Below are 14836 nucleotides of genomic sequence, written 5' to 3'. Positions count from 1 at the left end.
GGTTAAGTGGGCGCGGTTGGTGCCTCGGCCAGATGGTCAGATTTGATCCAGAGGCGTGCACCTTCCGGACCTGCGATTGCGTTCAAGGGCATACCCGCGGGAAGCCTCAGCCAAGAGTTCTTCGCAAACTCTTCGCCACTTTCGACAAATGTGCCCTCTATCACCAGCGCCTCGAAACCCTTGTGGTCGTTGTCCGCAATGGAGGCATTGGCGTCCCACACCTCAATGCGCACGCGCTCGCGAGCATCTTGAAACAGCGGGATTTCGGCTACGCCGTCGCGGACGGGCTGCGGCGTCTCGGCCATCGAGCCGATGGTCACTTGATTGCGGTCGTCCATGTTGAATTGCCAGAGTTTGACAAAAATCGTGGCGCCTGAGGCCGAACTGGGGGTATGCGACGATGTCGGTGGGTTGCGCACATAGGTGCCAACGGGGAAATCGCCATGTTCGTCCTGAAAGACGCCATCGAGCACCAGATACTCCTCACCGCCTGTGTGGGTGTGAGCAGAGAAGGCGCTGCCGGGCGCGTAACGCACGATCGTGGTGGCCCGTGCGACCTCGTCGCCGATCCGGTCCAGCATCCGACGGTCCACCCCTTTCATCGGCGAGGCGACCCAGGGCTCTTTATCTGAATGCACGACGGCGCGTTCGTCAAAGTTTGCGTTGAGTTCCATATCTGTCACCTTTCTCAAAGGTTGATTTTCATGCCTACAGCGATGGGCACCAACCGCTCGCCATAGGACAGTTCAAGGGCGTTCGTTGCCCGCCAGCCGGTGCAATGCCCCGGCAGAATAAGGTCGATGTCAAACTGCTCAAAGTCCGCGACAGTTTCTTCGATGATCCGCTCATTGAGGCACCGGGGCGGCATTTGTTACCGCCCCGATGGGGTGTCGTTCATGCCGCCAAACGCGCTTTGAGCGCTTCGGCGAGCGGCGGTGCAGAGGCAGGGCTCTGACCGGTCATCAACGCGCCGTCCTCGACAACGTTGGCCTCCCAGTTGGCCTTGCTGATATAGTTGGCACCGCGGCCCTTCAGCTCGTCCTCAAGCGAGAACAGCAGGTGATGCAGAAGCTCGATCTCGCTGTCCTCGGCGTTCTTAAAGCCAGTCAGATCGACGCCATTGACCAAGTACTCGCCGTTCGAGAGCTTGATGTCGCGCAAGATGGCGGGCGCGTGACAGACCATCGCCACGGGCCGGTCGCTTTCGTAGAAGTCCCGGATCATCTTGATCGCGTAGCTGTCGCTCGCCAGATCCCAGATCAGTCCATAGCCGCCCGGCACAAAGAGCGCGTCGAAGGTCGAGCAGTCGATCTCGCGCAGCTTACGAGTGTTCTGAGCCGCGAACATCGCCACAGGATCATTGAAGAAGCGTTCGGTGTATTCCGTCGTGAAGGGGGCTTTCATCGAGAGCAGATCAATCGGCGCCGCGCCGCCCTCGGGCGAGGCAAAGACGACCTCATATCCAGCTTCGGTCAGGATGTAGTAGGGCGCCGCCAGTTCGGTGAACCAGGTGCCGGTCTGCTTACCCGAAATGCCCATCTCGTCGACCGACGACATCACAAGCAGCACGCGCTTTTGTTGGTTTCCAGTAGCCATTGTCAGAGTTCCTTTCTGTATCTACCTATCAGTTGGTAGTTGTTGAATTAGAGGTTGACCTTGCTTCTGTCAACGGCTATCTATCAATCGATAGGTGAATGAGTGTAGACTCATGACAATGAAAGAGAAAATTCTTGAGGCCGCCGAGAAGCGTGTGCGAGGCGTGGGCTTTGCCGAGATGAGTTTCCGCGATCTGGCTAAAGACGTGGGAATCAAAAGCGCAAGCGTGCACTACCACTTTCCGACCAAGCCAGACCTCGGTGAGGCCCTCGTCACGCGTTACGCGGAGCAGTTTAAAGAAGAACTCGACAGGATCGACCAAATCGAGCTGGGCGCGGCGCTGGACGCTTTCGTGGGGCTCTATTCAAAGGCGCTTGTGTTGGGTGAGTCCATTTGCCTTTGCGCCGTAATGGGCGCCGAGGCCATTGGACTGCCGGAAAATGTGAACGCACGTACAAAAGCGTTCTTTGAAATGAACAAGGCGTGGCTGGAAACGCTGCTGACCGAACACGGCGTCGAACATGCTGCTGAAACCGCTAACCTGATCGTTGCCGCCCTTGAAGGCGGCATGATCGTGGCTTCGACGTCAAAAAATCGAGCGATCTTCGAGCAAGTTGCAGAAGCCGCCATTCGCCGCGTTGCAAATTAGGGCCCAGTTGGGCTCTAAGCCGCCATGCGGCAGTTCGGCGGCGGGTCCGCAGCGAAACTGCGTGCGAACCAAGGTTGTCAACTGCTGGCGCCAGCCCAAAGCGGACACGCTAATCTTGGCGGCCCAAATTCCGCCAAGCGGACAAAGCGTGAATTCGCTGCGGCTGCGCCAATGTTTGCTAGGTAGGATGCCCGCGCAATATGGGACATCTTTGTTCGTTGATGGTCGCCTAAGCTTCGAGCGCAGCGACCCAAGTGTTCCTCGCGCGCTTTGCGGCGGTTCCATCTTCAAGTAAGAGCCGCTCCATATGCTGAGCCATGTAAAGACCAAACGCGAGGCTAGCTGTTCGATCAGGGTCAAGGTTGAGGCTTTCCACGACATTAGCCTCAACAACCGCAGCTTTTATTGCTGCACGCCATTGCTCAATCCAGTTTTGCAGAGTATCGCGTACTATGCCCTCTAAGCCGTCAAAATCAAATGTAGCGGCGATCAATTGGCAGCCTCCGGGTCGGGTGGGGTGTTGCGACCAACCGATCCAATACTCCATGATCGCTATGAGACGCGCATGGCCCGGAGGTTTGGCAAAAGCTTGCTCACCAACGTCCGTCCGAAAGCGCATTGCAGTTGCGTCAATGACTGCTACCTGCAAGGATTCTTTGGACCCAAAATGCGCATTCAATCCACTTTTCGATAGACCACAAGATTGGGCGAGACCGCCAATCGTCAAGCTATCTATGCCCATAAGACTCGCGTCACGTTGTGCGACTTCGAGTATGTGTCTGCGGGTACGCTGTGATTTAGTTGATCCCAAATAATCTACCATGGGGGCGTGTTTCCTGTGGAGTAATAAACTGTTGAAATTACTGTACCACACTGCTTAAATAGTACGAGCGTGCTTTTATAGGGATAATCTATGAATATTGCAATCGTCCTTTACCCTGGCTTTACTGCCCTTGATGTGCTGGGACCTTATGAGGTCCTAAAGATGCTGCCCGGCGTTGATTTACGTTTCGTTGCAAAAACACCGGGACCAATTGCTACTGATCGTGGTATTTTGATTGTTGGAGCAACTCATAGCTTCGACGAAACTCTCAATCCAGACCTCGTACTGGTGCCCGGATCGGAAGCGCAGACCGGTGTGGCTGCCGGTGATGGTGCGCTTTCAAAATGGCTCTGTTCTGTCCATGATGGAACCCGCATCACTGCTTCAATCTGCTCAGGCGCAGTAATTCTAGCTGCATCTGGCTTGCTCAAAAATAAACCGGCCACTACGCACTGGGCAGCAATGGACCCTCTCAAAAGGCTTGGTGCCAAACCCCAGCCATCAGAGCGCATTGTGCGGTCTGGTAAGGTGTGGACTGCGGCGGGTGTTTCGGCTGGCATCGATCTCGCCTTTGCACTCGTGGAAGAGTTATTTGATCGCGAAACAGCGGAACTCATTCAACTCATGATCGAATATGATCCTCAGCCACCTCAGAATGCGGGTCACATGGACAAGGCCAACGAGGCGGTATCAGCGGCAGCGCGGGCGGAAATGGCTCGCCTTTCGCGCAATCCGATGAACGGTGTTGCTGTTGGAAAAGTAGTTTGGCGGAAAGCTTTGGACAAAGCACGAAAAACAAGCCGGAGAAGATTCACAGTATAAAGACAGTATCTATATCAACCCAAGACCAGACATCCGTGGACCGCGCAGCATTCAGAACTCTGGGCTCTAAGCCGCCATGCGGCAGTGCGGCAGCGGGTCCGCAGAGAAACGGCGTGCGAACCAAGGTTGTCAACTGCTGGCGCCAGCCCAAAGCGGACACGCTGATCTTGGCGGCCTAAATTCCGCCAAACGGGACAAACCGGACTTGTGCAGATGCGGCTATTTCTAACGCAGCATTCATTTGCTCTCGCAGCACGGGCATCGCAGCGATGCAGCGCGTCTCCTCAGAGCGGACATCGAAATCCTGCCTAAACAGTCAAACACTAACTGATCGTTCGCTGTCAAGCTGAACTACCATCGATACGCGGAAATACTACCGCTGCATTCAGACTGCGGAAGTGTCGTTGTCAGCTTCTTAGGGCGCTTTCCACACCCATCCCGCTAGCTTTATTGCTCCTCGGGCAGTTGGGTTATTTTTGACATGCGACGGACGAGTTCCTTCTCAATAATATTTGCTTCATAGGGTTTCATTTTCTTCCACCGGGCACATTCCTCCCGCGTGCGGCCGCAGCCAAGACACCAGCCACTAGGGCCTGTAAACTCACAAACATCGATGCATGGGCTCTTGCGATTTTTCATGAACCTGGACTTATTGCTTGAAAGTGGTGGATCAACAAAAGTGGCGATTCCGGTTTAGTATAGCCTGTTGTTAACCACTGCCGTCTAAGTTTCCTGATGCATTAATGTGTATCACGCAATCGAAGCTAGGCTTTCGCACTAGATAGCGCGTCCTTTATGTCTGCTTGGCAAACTTCCGACATAGGCTTGTGGATCTTCCACGACCCTCGCTCGCCCTTATCCCGGTGCACTGTCACAACTGTTTCAACCGGCGGGCACTCGGGTTCGTGACACTTAAGCTCTGCGATGGAGACAAGATCGTCTTCTACCAATTGGAGGTGCTGACGCACCCAAGCTTTGATCTCTGCAGCAAGCCCTGACGACCGTTCACGCGGCGCAAACATGTTCTTCATTTCTTGCCTCCGCCAAGTTGTACCCAAAGGATACGGCCAGACTCTTCGCCCACGAAAAGCCACGCGTCTGATGTAATAGCGAGAGCAGCTATAGGCGAACCGCTGGAACCTTTCACGACAAAGTCCTCGGCGTCTTCAGATGCCTGACCGGCCAAAACCGCCCCGTCTGCAAAGCCTGCGAGGAGCGCATCGTGGCCCAGCATACCTGTGACAGCGGTGCAGACTTGCTTACCCCCATAGCAACAGGTTGCGGGTGCGCGGCCCATCGGACCATGCTTGCCATCAAACGGCCAACAGATGGCTTCGTCGGCCCCAGACGTCGCCAGAAAAGGTGCGCGGCCCATCCATATGAAGTTTTTCACCTTTGCTGGATAACCAGACATTCGCATGTCTGCCTTATCGCGCAAACGCCAACCGTGTAGTGCGTTTTCGTTCATTGACGTGACGACGCATTTTCCATCGGGACTAAAAGTTACTGCCCCATGGGATCCCTTCCATTTGAGATTGGTCGATTTCCAGCGACGACTGCCGCGTTCCCAAATCGTAGCACCTCCATAGTGACCAACGGCCAAGCGACGTCCTTTTGCATCGAAGGCTAATCCGCCGACAGTGCTTGGGTGTTCGAATGTACGCGGTTGCGTCTCGCCTTCGCTCCATACCGTGGCAGTCCTTCCGGAAGAGCAAGCGAACAGTTTTGGTCCAGCCGCTACACAGTCTACCCAGCGGCGCCCAAAACTCGCGATCTCTTCCACTTTGCCGCCCAATGAGGTTCTCAGAAACCGGCCATCGTCGCCGCCAGTAAAGATCGAGTTTGTCTCTGGATCGGCTGTGATGCAAAGAACTGCACCGTGATGGGCTTCAACCACTTTGGGCGGGTTATCTGGTTCGAAGATAAGGATTGTACCGTCACCCAATCCAGCCGCGATGGACGACCCCACAACGGCAGCACCTGTCACTGGCGCACCTGTATCCAGGCTCAGACCTTCTTGCTCCAACTGGGTGGAAGCAAAGCCGTCGCGCCTCGGATTGGTTCGAACGGCTTCTTCGATCATGCTGCGCGACACGCGTTGAAGCCGTCTTCGAGACCCATGGTGTCGAGGTCGCGGCCAATAAAGACGATACGCGATTGGCGCGCCCCTTCAGGCCAGGAGCCCATGGGTGATCCATCCATCAGCATGTGGACGCCCTGAAACACAAAGCGATCATCCTCGCCCTTAAAATCGAGGATGCCCTTGGAGCGGAGAATGACTTGCCCGCGCGTCTGTAGGAGCTGCCCGAACCAAGTCTGGAACTTGTCCAGGTCGAGCGGAACATCGGATGTAAGCGATAGGCTTTTCACATCATCGTCGTGTTCATGGTCATTATCTGATGTCAGAAAGTCTGGTTCGACCTCCAATACCCGATCAAGACTGAAGGCGTTCAACCCAATTACCTCTTCCAGATCAGCGCCGCAGTGTTCGGTACGGATGATCTTGGCGTAGGGGTTGATTTTGCGGATGCGATCTTCGACGCGGCCCAGGCCCTCTGCTTCGACAAGGTCTGTCTTGTTCAAAAGCACGATGTCTGCAAACGCGATCTGTTCCTCAGCCTCGTGATGCTCACCCAATTGGTCGCTGAGATGGACCGCGTCTGCGACGGTGACGATGGCATCAAGCTTGGTGCGGTCCGCCACGTCCTGGTCGACAAAAAAGGTCTGCGCAACTGGCGCGGGATCGGCCAGACCGGTCGTTTCAACGATGATCGCGTCGAACTTGTCTGCACGCTTCATCAAGCCGCCCAGGATGCGGATGAGGTCGCCACGGACGATGCAGCAGATGCAGCCTTTATTCATCTCAAACACTTCTTCGTCGGCATCCACAACGAGATCGTTGTCGATACCCTCCTATCCGAACTCATTCACAATGACGGCGTATTTCTTGCCGTGCCGCTCGGTCAGAATGCGGTTGAGGAGCGTGGTTTTCCCGGCTCCAAGAAAGCCGGTGAGAACGGTGACGGGAACCTGAGCAGTTTGTTCCATTGGATATCCTTTCAATGGGAGGGCGCGGATGTACTGCAGTCATTGCAGCGGCCGTGAAGTTCGAGAACTGAATGATTAGGGGCGAAGCCTGTTCGCTTGGACAAGCCCGCAATACTGTCTGCAAAGTCGTCATCGACATGCTCGGTCACAGTTCCGCAGTCATCGCATATGGCAAAAACCGGCGTCTTTCCGTCATGCCCGCCGCAGCACACAGTCCACGCGTTGAGAGACTCGATCCTGTGGACTTTCCCCGCATCTAGTAGCTTCTCCAGTGCGCGATAGACTGTTGTCGACGCAGTCACGCCGTCTCCTCGGAGCCCTTCCAAAATATCGTAGGCGGATACGGGGCGATCCTGAGACTGCAAATAGTTGAGTACACGATCCGCATGAGTGATGCGCTTTGAGCGTTTCTCCACAGCATAGCCTCCTGAAACAATGGCTCTTGACGATACGTAACAAGCGCCGTTACTAAACGCAATGTTACAACGTTACATTTTGGGGACGTTCTTGCTATGGAACCAGCCATACCAATCCTGTCGATTTGCATGACATGCCGCGATGGCCGCGAGGATGCTTGCGATACACGCGGTGGAGCTCGTTTGGCTCGGCGCGTAGCCGAAAAGTTGGCCCGGGACAGCGACCCACAGATGCAGTTGCGCGGTGTGCAATGCATGAGCCAATGCAAGCGATCCTGCATCGTGTCGTTGGCGGCTGATGGGCGGTTCACCTATGTGTTCGGGGAGCTTGACCCTGACGAAGACACACATGTCGACGCACTTTTCGAACTGGTCTCTCAGTATTCGAACGTTCCTGAGGGCTTTCTCGAGCGAAAGGATCGGCCCGACCCACTGCAAGCAAGCATTCTAGGTCGGCTACCGCCACTTGAGACCCAGTCCCCGCTCGTTTCAAACCTAACACTGGCTGAGACATGAAAGATATCGCAGATGATATGTCTCTTTCCGGAAGTTCCGACGCCAAACTCTCGCGCGGCGCGTATCTTGCCGTCAAAGACGCAAGTTGGAATGCACCAAGAAGTCGCAAACCAGTCCTGCATCCAATCCGTTTTGATCTCTCGCCTGGTCAGGTCCTCGGAATTGTTGGTCCCAACGGCGCAGGAAAGTCCACGCTTCTCCGACTCCTCTACCGGTATCATCGCCCTGCAAGCGGATCGGTAAAGATTGATGGCAGCGATATCTGGAAAGTTTCTGCGAGAGACACAGCGCGCAAGGTTGCAGCAGTCCTGCAGGAGCAGCCCACAGATTTTGCCCTGACAGTTCGCGAGATCGTTGCTCTCGGACGCACGCCGCACCGGACTGGTTTTGGGGGTGCATCAAGTAGAAGGGATGCCAACATTATCGCCGGAGCGCTCGAAAGACTGGATCTTGGAGGTCTCGCGGAGCGTCACCTAGGCACGCTGTCAGGTGGAGAGCGTCAGCGTGTGATGGTCGCCCGTGCGCTCGCGCAAGAACCGCAGCTTTTAATCTTGGATGAACCCACCAACCACCTCGACATTCGGCACCAACTTGAGGTTCTGAAATTGATCCGAGACCTCCCTGTGACGATTGTCACCTCGTTGCATGATCTGAACATGGCCGCAGATGTTTGCGACCAGGTGCTGCTGTTGGACGATGGCAAAGCTGTCGGTTTTGGCGCGTCGCAAGACGTGTTCTCCGAGATCGCGATTTCGAAGGCCTTTCACGTGACAGCGCGGCGAGAACATCTCGCGCCGAGCAATACGAAACATATGACATTCCATCTCTAATACAGGACCACCCAGATGAAACACATCGCATTTGGCGCAGCAGCGCTTAGCTTCAGCGCTAGTATGGCCGTCGCGGACACCACCGTTCGAAGCTGTAACCGCACAGTGACCTTCGACGCACCGCCAGAACGTGCAGTCTCCAACGACGTTAACCTTACGGAAATGATGCTCGTCCTGGGCCTTGCGGACCGCATGATCGGCTATACCGGCATCTCCGGTTGGAAGACGCTGGATGAAGAGATGACAGCGGGTGTCGAGGAACTCCCCGAGCTGTCTGCCAAATACCCATCGAAAGAGGTGATCGTCGGCGCCGACGCAGACTTCTTCTTCGCGGGCTGGAACTACGGCATGAAGGTCGGCGGGGAAGTAACGCCCGAAACGCTCGAACCCTTCGGCGTGCAGGTCTACGAACTCACCGAGTCCTGTACCCACATCATGGAAACCGAAAAGGCCAGCATCGACATGATGTATGCTGACCTAATGAATCTTGGCACGATCTTTGGTGTCGAAGACAAAGCCGCCGAACTGGTTGACGGCTACCGAGCAGAGCTTGCAGCCTTCACTAGTGAGCTGGAAACAGGCGAACCGCTGCGCGTCTTTGTCTACGACAGCGGCGAAGATACGCCCTTTACCGCCGGCCGTTACGCCATGCCAACTGCGCTGATTGAGGCCGCGGGTGGTGTGAACATCATGGACGACTTCAAGAAAAGCTGGGCGACGGTCACTTGGGAAGAGGTTGTTGAGCGGAATCCAGAGGTCGTGATGATCGTCAACTATGGCGAAGTCACCGCAGAGCAAAAACGCGAGTTCATGATGTCGAACCCCGCATTCGCCGATCTCGACGCGGTCAAGAACGACCGTTTCGTGACGCTAGAATACGTCGAGGCTACACCGGGGCCGCGCAACATTCAGGCGATCAAAACCCTCGCAGAAGCCTTCTGGACCGAATAACTCATGAGCGAGGCCGCCAGCACGCACCCTCAGGCTCAAAGTCGCGTCGGTGTGTCATCATTTCTGTTGGGCGGGGTGGCGTTGCTTTTGGTCTCCCTGTCCTTCGCGGTGTCGGTGGGGGCGGTCCCTGTCCCGCTCGGCACGGTCTGGGGAATCCTGCTGAACAAGGTCAGCCCCGGCCTGATCGAGCAAACCTGGAGCCAAGGGCGGGAGGCCATCGTGTGGGAGATCCGCTTTCCACGGGCGATCCTTGCGATGATGGTTGGGGCGGGGCTGGCGATGGTAGGCGCGGGCCTTCAAGCGGTCACGCGCAACCCCCTCGCGGACCCGCATTTGTTAGGCATCTCATCGGGCGGAGCCTTTGGGGCGATCCTGGCGCTACTGCATACTGGCCTGTTTATCGGACTTCTGACCGTTCCGCTGTTGGCATTCCTCGGGGCACTTGGGGCCACCGCCATCGTCCTGAGCGTCTCGCGCTTTGCAGACGCGATGAGCGCGGATCGCCTTGTGCTGGCCGGCGTCGCTGTATCCTTCATCATCATGGCCTGCGCCAATGTGCTGATCTTCCTCGGCGATCCCAAAGCAACCCACGTTGTGGTTTTCTGGATGCTCGGCGGCCTCGGACTGGCACAGTGGAGCCAGCTCATCTACCCGCTCGTCGTTTTGGTTGCCAGCGCCTCCTGGCTGCTGTCGCGCTCCACCGAACTCAACGCGATGACCGTCGGCGATGAAACTGCCTCTACCCTTGGCATCCCCGTCGCCCGCTTTAGGCTATCCGTCTTCGTGGCGGGTGCGTTGATCACCGGCGTCATGGTCGCCTTTTCGGGCATCATCGGCTTTGTTGGCCTGATGGTCCCGCACGTCGCACGCTTGCTGGTCGGCGGCGACTACCGGCGGGTGCTCCCCGCCTCAGCCTTTCTCGGTGCCATCTTTCTCCTCTGGGCGGATATCACAGCCCGCACCATTATGGCCCCGGAAGACATGCCAATCGGCATCGTCACCGGCCTAGTTGGTGGTGTCTTCTTCGTTTGGCTACTAAGCCGACGTCAGGCTTAGCTTATGCCATAAAAGGCAAATGCAGACACCAAACAAGCAGATGATTGAGACCGAACGTCTTCACCTTCGACGCTGGGACAGTAGCGACATTGACCAAATTCACCTGTTGCTGGCTGATCCAGAAGTCATGCAGTTCAGTGAAAATGGCGCGCCGAACGAGCGTGACCTGCTCCCCTTTGAGTCCGCGTTTATAGGTTAGCTCTGTTCAGGTTTTGGTCTTCCTTTGACCGGTTAGCATATTCGTGTGGCGTCAGGCCAGCGAGGCTGGAGTGAGGCCGGTTGTGATTGTAGTCGGCGCGCCATGCAGCAATCATGCGGCAGGCATGGCGCAAAGACGGGAACAGGTGTTCGTTCAGTCATTCTTCACGCATCCGCCCGTTGAAGCTTTCGACCAGACCGTTCTGCATGGGTTTGCCCGGGGCGATATAGTGCCAGCCGACCTTTCGATCTTCCTGCCATTTCAGCATTGCGTTCGAAGTCAGTTCTCTCCCGTAACACCTTCGGAATGATGCTGATTGATAGGTTATGACCACCTGCGCAGCCTTCAAATAGCGCAGCAGGTGGTCATAGCCGGGCCTCAGGTCCCTACAGTGTTTTTGCACACACCACATCGTAAAGGAGACCGACTATGACCGAGACTATTATTGCACGAGATGCGCCTGTTTTGGTGGCCGTAGACATCGCCAAGGCCCGGCATGAAGTGTTGATCGCAGTTCCAAACAAGAAACGCCGACGTCGCTTAATAATTTTGAACAGCCTTGCTGACTTCAACCGTCTCATCACGGCTTTGAAGGAATACGGCCGTCCAGTACGTGTGGCCTTCGAAGCGACCGGCAATTATCACCGCGCCCTGGCGTTTCATTTGGCAGCTGCAGGCTTTGAGGTGAAGCTGGTGTCCCAGTGGCTTTGGCGCGGACGCGCGAAGCCCTCAACAACAGCTGGGACAAGAACGACCCAAAAGACGCGCAGGTCATTTTGCATATGATGGAGATTGGGAATGAGCAATTCTACCACGACCCTCTCGTGTGCGGAACAAACGACATCCAGGAACTCTCAAAGACCCACGATATCGTTTCTAAGTCCAAGACTGAACCTTGGCACCGTGTGCTGACGCATTATCTGCCGCTGTACTTCCCTGAGGCCGACCGCTTTCACCGCAGCTCGCGCAGCGATTGGTTCTTTGCATTCCTTGAACGCTATCCATCGCCACATTTTATTACGGCCATGGGTAAGGACGCGTTCACGGCTGACGCTTGGAAGGTCATTGGGCGCAAAATCGAGAAAGAGCGTTTGCTTGCAGATATTTACGAGACGGCCAAGACGTCAGTGGGATTGCCGGTTGCCCCAGACACTGATGCGATCAGTATGTTCCGTCTGGTTCTTGGGGAAGGCCGTAGTCTCATTGCGCAACGCAATCAAATCAAAGGTCGCGCCGTCGCGCTTCTCAAAGATCTGCCTGACTATCAGTTGCTGGCATCAATACCTGGGATCGGCCCGATCAACGCCCTGACCATCCTCGCAGAAGCTGGCGATTTACGCCGCTTTGGCCACCGCCGGCAATTCTTGAAGTTCTGCGGCATGGACTTGGCAACGATCCAATCCGGTACATTCCGTGGCCAAACTAAGTTGTCAAAATACGGGAATGCCCGCTTGCGGCGCACCTTATGGATGGCGGGTCAGGTTGCCATTCTGCAGCGTACCAACAGCTTTCGTGACAAATTCGAACGCTACATCGCCAAAGACCGGCAAAACACCCATTTGCGCCGCAAGGCGTACACCGCAATCGCCGCCAAGATGGCCCGCACCGTTCACGGGATCATCAAGCGCGGTGAACCATATCGCCCCTTCTTTGAGGGGTGATCGACAGCAGAAGGACCTTTCTCTGATAGGGCCGTAGAGGCGACCATTCGACCTCGTAGATAATGTTCAGGCCTTCTGCTCAACGACCGAAGATCTCGTCTTAAGGACGGTGAGAGCCGCAAAAGCGTACTCTGTGTTTGTTATGGGAGAGACACGTTGTTGACCAAAACGCCGAACTGACACACATTCAACAATGCTGGAACGCTTCAGCATGAACATGACCTGATGCCAAATCAGCCAATCATTCCGCGCATAGGACGTTGTCGCTGACCACCATACAGGGATAGCCGCGTAGCTCAGCGATGCGATCCAGTTCACGGGCGACCCGCGCACCGCCGATGGATGTATCAACCACCGCAGCCAAGCATTCCCGGCTAAAGTCATCGATCACATTCAGCACCCGGAACCGGCGCCCGTCTTCCAGCGCGTCCGACATGAAGTCGAGTGACCACCGCTGGTTCGGACCTTGCGGGATCGCCATGGGCGTCCTGGTGCCAACCGCTCGCTTGCGACCGCCCCGTTTACGAACGGTTAACCCCTCTTCGCGGTAGAGCCGGTAAAGCTTCTTCCAGTTCACCTCCCAGCCTTCGCGCTTCAGTAGGATGTGCAGCCGCCGATAGCCAAAACGCCGCCGCTCCGACGCCAGTTCCTTCATCCTTGTCCGCAACTCTGTGTCGGCAGGGCGCTTCGCCCGCCGCCGATACACGCGCGGGTCGATCCCTGCCAACGCACAAGCGCGGCGCTGATTGTAGCCTTTGGTCTTCATTGCCCAATCCACAGCATCCCTCCTCGAATTGGGCCTCAGAAGTTTTTTCCGAGCATCTCTTTCAGTGTAGCCACATCCATCATCTGCTCGGCCAACATCTTTTTCAGCTTGGCGTTCTCGCTTTCCAGCATCTTCAAACGCCGCGCGTCAGACACTTCCATGCCACCGTATTTGGACCGCCACTTGTAAAACGTTGCATCGCTGATCCCGTGCTTGCGGCAAAGCTCCTTCGCGCCCAGACCAGCCTGATGCTCCTTCAGGATACCAATAATCTGTTCTTCGCTAAAACGGCTTCTCTTCATCGTCTGTCTCCTCACTTGGAGAACAGGCTAAACTCAAATCGAGAACATTTCAGGGGAGCAGGTCAAGCGGACTTTGCAAAGTTCGCCTTTCGGCTCACTACTGTCGTTAGAGGGAAGCCAAAACGCTGCATTGCAATTTTCCTAAAGCTGCCGTTGGCGCACGTGTGCCGGATTTTGGCGAGTTATAGGGCTGCTATGCGGACATAACCGACTTTTGCTGCAAGCACACCAACGGCAATTATGCGCGCTTTTTGACAAACAACCGGTTGGCGGCAAGCTTTACAGAAGAATACAGCGCGTACCATCGTTCAGTTTAGATTTCGTGGCATGCCACTACCTCGCTATGCTTAGCCCGATCGAGATCCCCTTAGAAAAGCAGCTGCCATGAACCTAACCGACCAAGAAGCTAATCTGATCTTCTCAATCATGAGAGACCTGAGTGGTGAGTTCGATCACTCTGAGGTCCGGAGACGTGTTGGTCAGAAGATGCTGGAGCTGCTCAGGGCGGATTACTTTGCCTCCTACGTCTGGGATGATGCCACGCAGAAATTCGTGTCCTGTGTGCAGATCAACATGACCGATGACAATCTGCGCCAGTATGAAAGGTATTTCCAATTCCACGACCCCATTACCCCAACACTTCAGAACCGTCGTAAGGCAACACCTGTCAGTGAGGTGATGCGGCACGACAGTTTGGTAAAGACTGAGTTCTTCAACGATTTCCTGAAACAGGACGGTCTTTGTTATGGCATGAACTTCTTTGCCTATGACCGGGGTGACAACATTGGCGATCTGCGGATATGGCGCGGAGCGAACCGGGAGGATTTCACGCCGCGTGACGCCAAGATCATAGACGCCGTTGGCCCAAGCCTTGTCAACGCTTTGATCAGGGCACGAAGTGCGGCCGAACAACTACCATCACTCCGATTTGTACAGATCGCGGATGGGCTAGGCTTTACAGCTAGAGAAGCCGAAGTCGCTGATCTTCTAGTTCTTGGGCTGACCGATGATGAAATTTGCGAAAAGCTCGGGTTTTCCAAGCCGACATTGCGAAGCCATATTGCCGCGATATTCCGTAAGTCAGGTTTGAACCGCCGCACCCAACTGGCCCAATACCTGGCCGAGAAAAATCATCATTTGTGATGATAGGAATCTAATTCCGGTGCTTCCTATCCTGTTTTCCAGTCACATGGGAGGCAAG

General features: G+C 55.5%; 15 protein-coding genes and 4 pseudogenes. 8 read left to right on the top strand and 11 right to left on the bottom strand.

What is annotated here, in order from left to right; all coding sequences use genetic code 11:
• Window positions 1-2: 2 nt before the first annotated feature.
• Genes ACORLH_RS21685 through ACORLH_RS21675 form a run of 3 tightly spaced genes read right to left on the bottom strand, consistent with a single transcriptional unit; the run spans window position 3 to window position 1596 of the window.
• A complete protein-coding gene (locus tag ACORLH_RS21685) occupies window positions 3-674 on the bottom strand; it encodes a cupin domain-containing protein (protein ID WP_321828725.1) in 672 nt (223 codons plus the stop codon).
• A gap of 14 nt (window positions 675-688) precedes the next feature.
• Window positions 689-868, bottom strand: coding sequence for a hypothetical protein (locus tag ACORLH_RS21680; RefSeq protein WP_321828724.1), 180 nt, complete (start codon window positions 866-868; stop codon window positions 689-691).
• Window positions 869-894: 26 nt separating this feature from the next.
• Window positions 895-1596 (bottom strand): type 1 glutamine amidotransferase domain-containing protein, encoded by a 702-nt coding sequence (locus ACORLH_RS21675; protein WP_321828723.1) that lies wholly within the window; start codon window positions 1594-1596, stop codon window positions 895-897.
• Window positions 1597-1708: 112 nt separating this feature from the next.
• Here ACORLH_RS21675 and ACORLH_RS21670 point away from each other — a divergent pair, with 112 nt between their 5' ends.
• A complete protein-coding gene (locus tag ACORLH_RS21670) occupies window positions 1709-2245 on the top strand; it encodes a TetR/AcrR family transcriptional regulator (protein ID WP_321830402.1) in 537 nt (178 codons plus the stop codon).
• 229 nt (window positions 2246-2474) lie between these two features.
• Here the strand turns inward: ACORLH_RS21670 and ACORLH_RS21665 are convergent, their stop codons facing one another.
• Window positions 2475-3068, bottom strand: a complete 594-nt coding sequence (locus tag ACORLH_RS21665) for a TetR/AcrR family transcriptional regulator (RefSeq protein ID WP_321830401.1) — start codon at window positions 3066-3068, stop codon at window positions 2475-2477.
• Between the two features lie 90 nt (window positions 3069-3158).
• Here ACORLH_RS21665 and ACORLH_RS21660 point away from each other — a divergent pair, with 90 nt between their 5' ends.
• On the top strand, window positions 3159-3890 hold the full coding sequence (locus tag ACORLH_RS21660) for a DJ-1/PfpI family protein (protein WP_321830400.1): 732 nt from the start codon (window positions 3159-3161) through the stop codon (window positions 3888-3890).
• Window positions 3891-4337: 447 nt separating this feature from the next.
• Here the strand turns inward: ACORLH_RS21660 and ACORLH_RS21655 are convergent, their stop codons facing one another.
• The 5 genes and pseudogenes from ACORLH_RS21655 to ACORLH_RS21635 all read right to left on the bottom strand — a co-directional run bounded on the left by ACORLH_RS21655 (window position 4338) and on the right by ACORLH_RS21635 (window position 7354).
• Window positions 4338-4529, bottom strand: a complete 192-nt coding sequence (locus ACORLH_RS21655) for a DUF1289 domain-containing protein (RefSeq protein WP_321830399.1) — start codon at window positions 4527-4529, stop codon at window positions 4338-4340.
• 388 nt (window positions 4530-4917) lie between these two features.
• Window positions 4918-5973, bottom strand: coding sequence for a WD40 repeat domain-containing protein (locus ACORLH_RS21650; protein WP_321830398.1), 1056 nt, complete (start codon window positions 5971-5973; stop codon window positions 4918-4920).
• Complete coding sequence (locus ACORLH_RS21645) at window positions 5970-6260, bottom strand: GTP-binding protein (protein WP_321832870.1); 291 nt, start codon at window positions 6258-6260, stop codon at window positions 5970-5972. The genes ACORLH_RS21650 and ACORLH_RS21645 overlap by 4 nt, the downstream gene beginning before the upstream one ends.
• A gap of 138 nt (window positions 6261-6398) precedes the next feature.
• A pseudogene (locus tag ACORLH_RS21640) lies at window positions 6399-6938 on the bottom strand (CobW family GTP-binding protein); the annotation flags it as partial.
• Window positions 6939-6949: 11 nt separating this feature from the next.
• Window positions 6950-7354 carry a Fur family transcriptional regulator gene (locus tag ACORLH_RS21635; RefSeq protein WP_420719784.1) on the bottom strand — a complete coding sequence of 135 codons (405 nt, stop codon included), beginning with the start codon at window positions 7352-7354 and terminating at the stop codon, window positions 6950-6952.
• Between the two features lie 96 nt (window positions 7355-7450).
• On the opposite strand from ACORLH_RS21635, the gene ACORLH_RS21630 reads away from it, so the two are divergent.
• From ACORLH_RS21630 to ACORLH_RS21615, 4 genes are read left to right on the top strand one after another with little or no spacing between them, the layout of a single operon-like run.
• Entirely contained in the window at window positions 7451-7870 is a 420-nt protein-coding gene (locus tag ACORLH_RS21630; protein ID WP_420719783.1) for a DUF1636 family protein, read from the top strand.
• Window positions 7871-7887: 17 nt separating this feature from the next.
• Window positions 7888-8700: an ABC transporter ATP-binding protein gene (locus ACORLH_RS21625; RefSeq protein ID WP_321832869.1), complete on the top strand. Its 813-nt coding sequence runs from the start codon at window positions 7888-7890 to the stop codon at window positions 8698-8700.
• Between the two features lie 15 nt (window positions 8701-8715).
• On the top strand, window positions 8716-9651 hold the full coding sequence (locus tag ACORLH_RS21620; RefSeq protein WP_321830397.1) for an ABC transporter substrate-binding protein: 936 nt from the start codon (window positions 8716-8718) through the stop codon (window positions 9649-9651).
• A gap of 3 nt (window positions 9652-9654) precedes the next feature.
• The gene (locus tag ACORLH_RS21615) at window positions 9655-10707 is read left to right on the top strand and encodes an iron ABC transporter permease (RefSeq protein WP_321830396.1); all 1053 of its coding nucleotides are present in this window, start codon (window positions 9655-9657) and stop codon (window positions 10705-10707) included.
• 188 nt (window positions 10708-10895) lie between these two features.
• On the opposite strand, the pseudogene ACORLH_RS21610 reads toward ACORLH_RS21615, so the two are convergent.
• Window positions 10896-11198: pseudogene (locus ACORLH_RS21610) on the bottom strand (integrase core domain-containing protein); the annotation flags it as partial.
• Window positions 11199-11335: 137 nt separating this feature from the next.
• Between ACORLH_RS21610 and ACORLH_RS21605 the strand changes: the two are divergent.
• A pseudogene (locus tag ACORLH_RS21605) lies at window positions 11336-12593 on the top strand (IS110 family transposase).
• A gap of 233 nt (window positions 12594-12826) precedes the next feature.
• On the opposite strand, the pseudogene ACORLH_RS21600 reads toward ACORLH_RS21605, so the two are convergent.
• Window positions 12827-13635: pseudogene (locus tag ACORLH_RS21600) on the bottom strand (IS3 family transposase); the annotation flags it as partial.
• A gap of 384 nt (window positions 13636-14019) precedes the next feature.
• Between ACORLH_RS21600 and ACORLH_RS21595 the strand changes: the two are divergent.
• Window positions 14020-14778 carry a helix-turn-helix transcriptional regulator gene (locus ACORLH_RS21595; RefSeq protein ID WP_321830395.1) on the top strand — a complete coding sequence of 253 codons (759 nt, stop codon included), beginning with the start codon at window positions 14020-14022 and terminating at the stop codon, window positions 14776-14778.
• Window positions 14779-14836 lie beyond the last annotated feature (58 nt).

The organism is Thalassovita sp., assembly GCF_963691685.1.
Taxonomy (GTDB): domain Bacteria; phylum Pseudomonadota; class Alphaproteobacteria; order Rhodobacterales; family Rhodobacteraceae; genus Thalassobius.
This window is presented reverse-complemented; position numbering and strand designations above follow the sequence as displayed.

Bases quoted from the DNA above. Each gene is read 5' to 3' on its own strand.
- ACORLH_RS21630 (WP_420719783.1), top strand. From the start codon at position 7,451: ATGGAACCAGCCATACCAATCCTGTCGATTTGCATGACATGCCGCGAT.
- ACORLH_RS21595 (WP_321830395.1), top strand. From the start codon at position 14,020: ATGAACCTAACCGACCAAGAAGCTAATCTGATCTTCTCAATCATGAGA.
- ACORLH_RS21680 (WP_321828724.1), bottom strand. From the start codon at position 868: ATGCCGCCCCGGTGCCTCAATGAGCGGATCATCGAAGAAACTGTCGCG.
- ACORLH_RS21620 (WP_321830397.1), top strand. From the start codon at position 8,716: ATGAAACACATCGCATTTGGCGCAGCAGCGCTTAGCTTCAGCGCTAGT.
- ACORLH_RS21625 (WP_321832869.1), top strand. From the start codon at position 7,888: ATGTCTCTTTCCGGAAGTTCCGACGCCAAACTCTCGCGCGGCGCGTAT.
- ACORLH_RS21655 (WP_321830399.1), bottom strand. From the start codon at position 4,529: ATGAAAAATCGCAAGAGCCCATGCATCGATGTTTGTGAGTTTACAGGC.
- ACORLH_RS21650 (WP_321830398.1), bottom strand. From the start codon at position 5,973: ATGATCGAAGAAGCCGTTCGAACCAATCCGAGGCGCGACGGCTTTGCT.
- ACORLH_RS21675 (WP_321828723.1), bottom strand. From the start codon at position 1,596: ATGGCTACTGGAAACCAACAAAAGCGCGTGCTGCTTGTGATGTCGTCG.
- ACORLH_RS21665 (WP_321830401.1), bottom strand. From the start codon at position 3,068: ATGGTAGATTATTTGGGATCAACTAAATCACAGCGTACCCGCAGACAC.
- ACORLH_RS21670 (WP_321830402.1), top strand. From the start codon at position 1,709: ATGACAATGAAAGAGAAAATTCTTGAGGCCGCCGAGAAGCGTGTGCGA.
- ACORLH_RS21615 (WP_321830396.1), top strand. From the start codon at position 9,655: ATGAGCGAGGCCGCCAGCACGCACCCTCAGGCTCAAAGTCGCGTCGGT.
- ACORLH_RS21685 (WP_321828725.1), bottom strand. From the start codon at position 674: ATGGAACTCAACGCAAACTTTGACGAACGCGCCGTCGTGCATTCAGAT.
- ACORLH_RS21660 (WP_321830400.1), top strand. From the start codon at position 3,159: ATGAATATTGCAATCGTCCTTTACCCTGGCTTTACTGCCCTTGATGTG.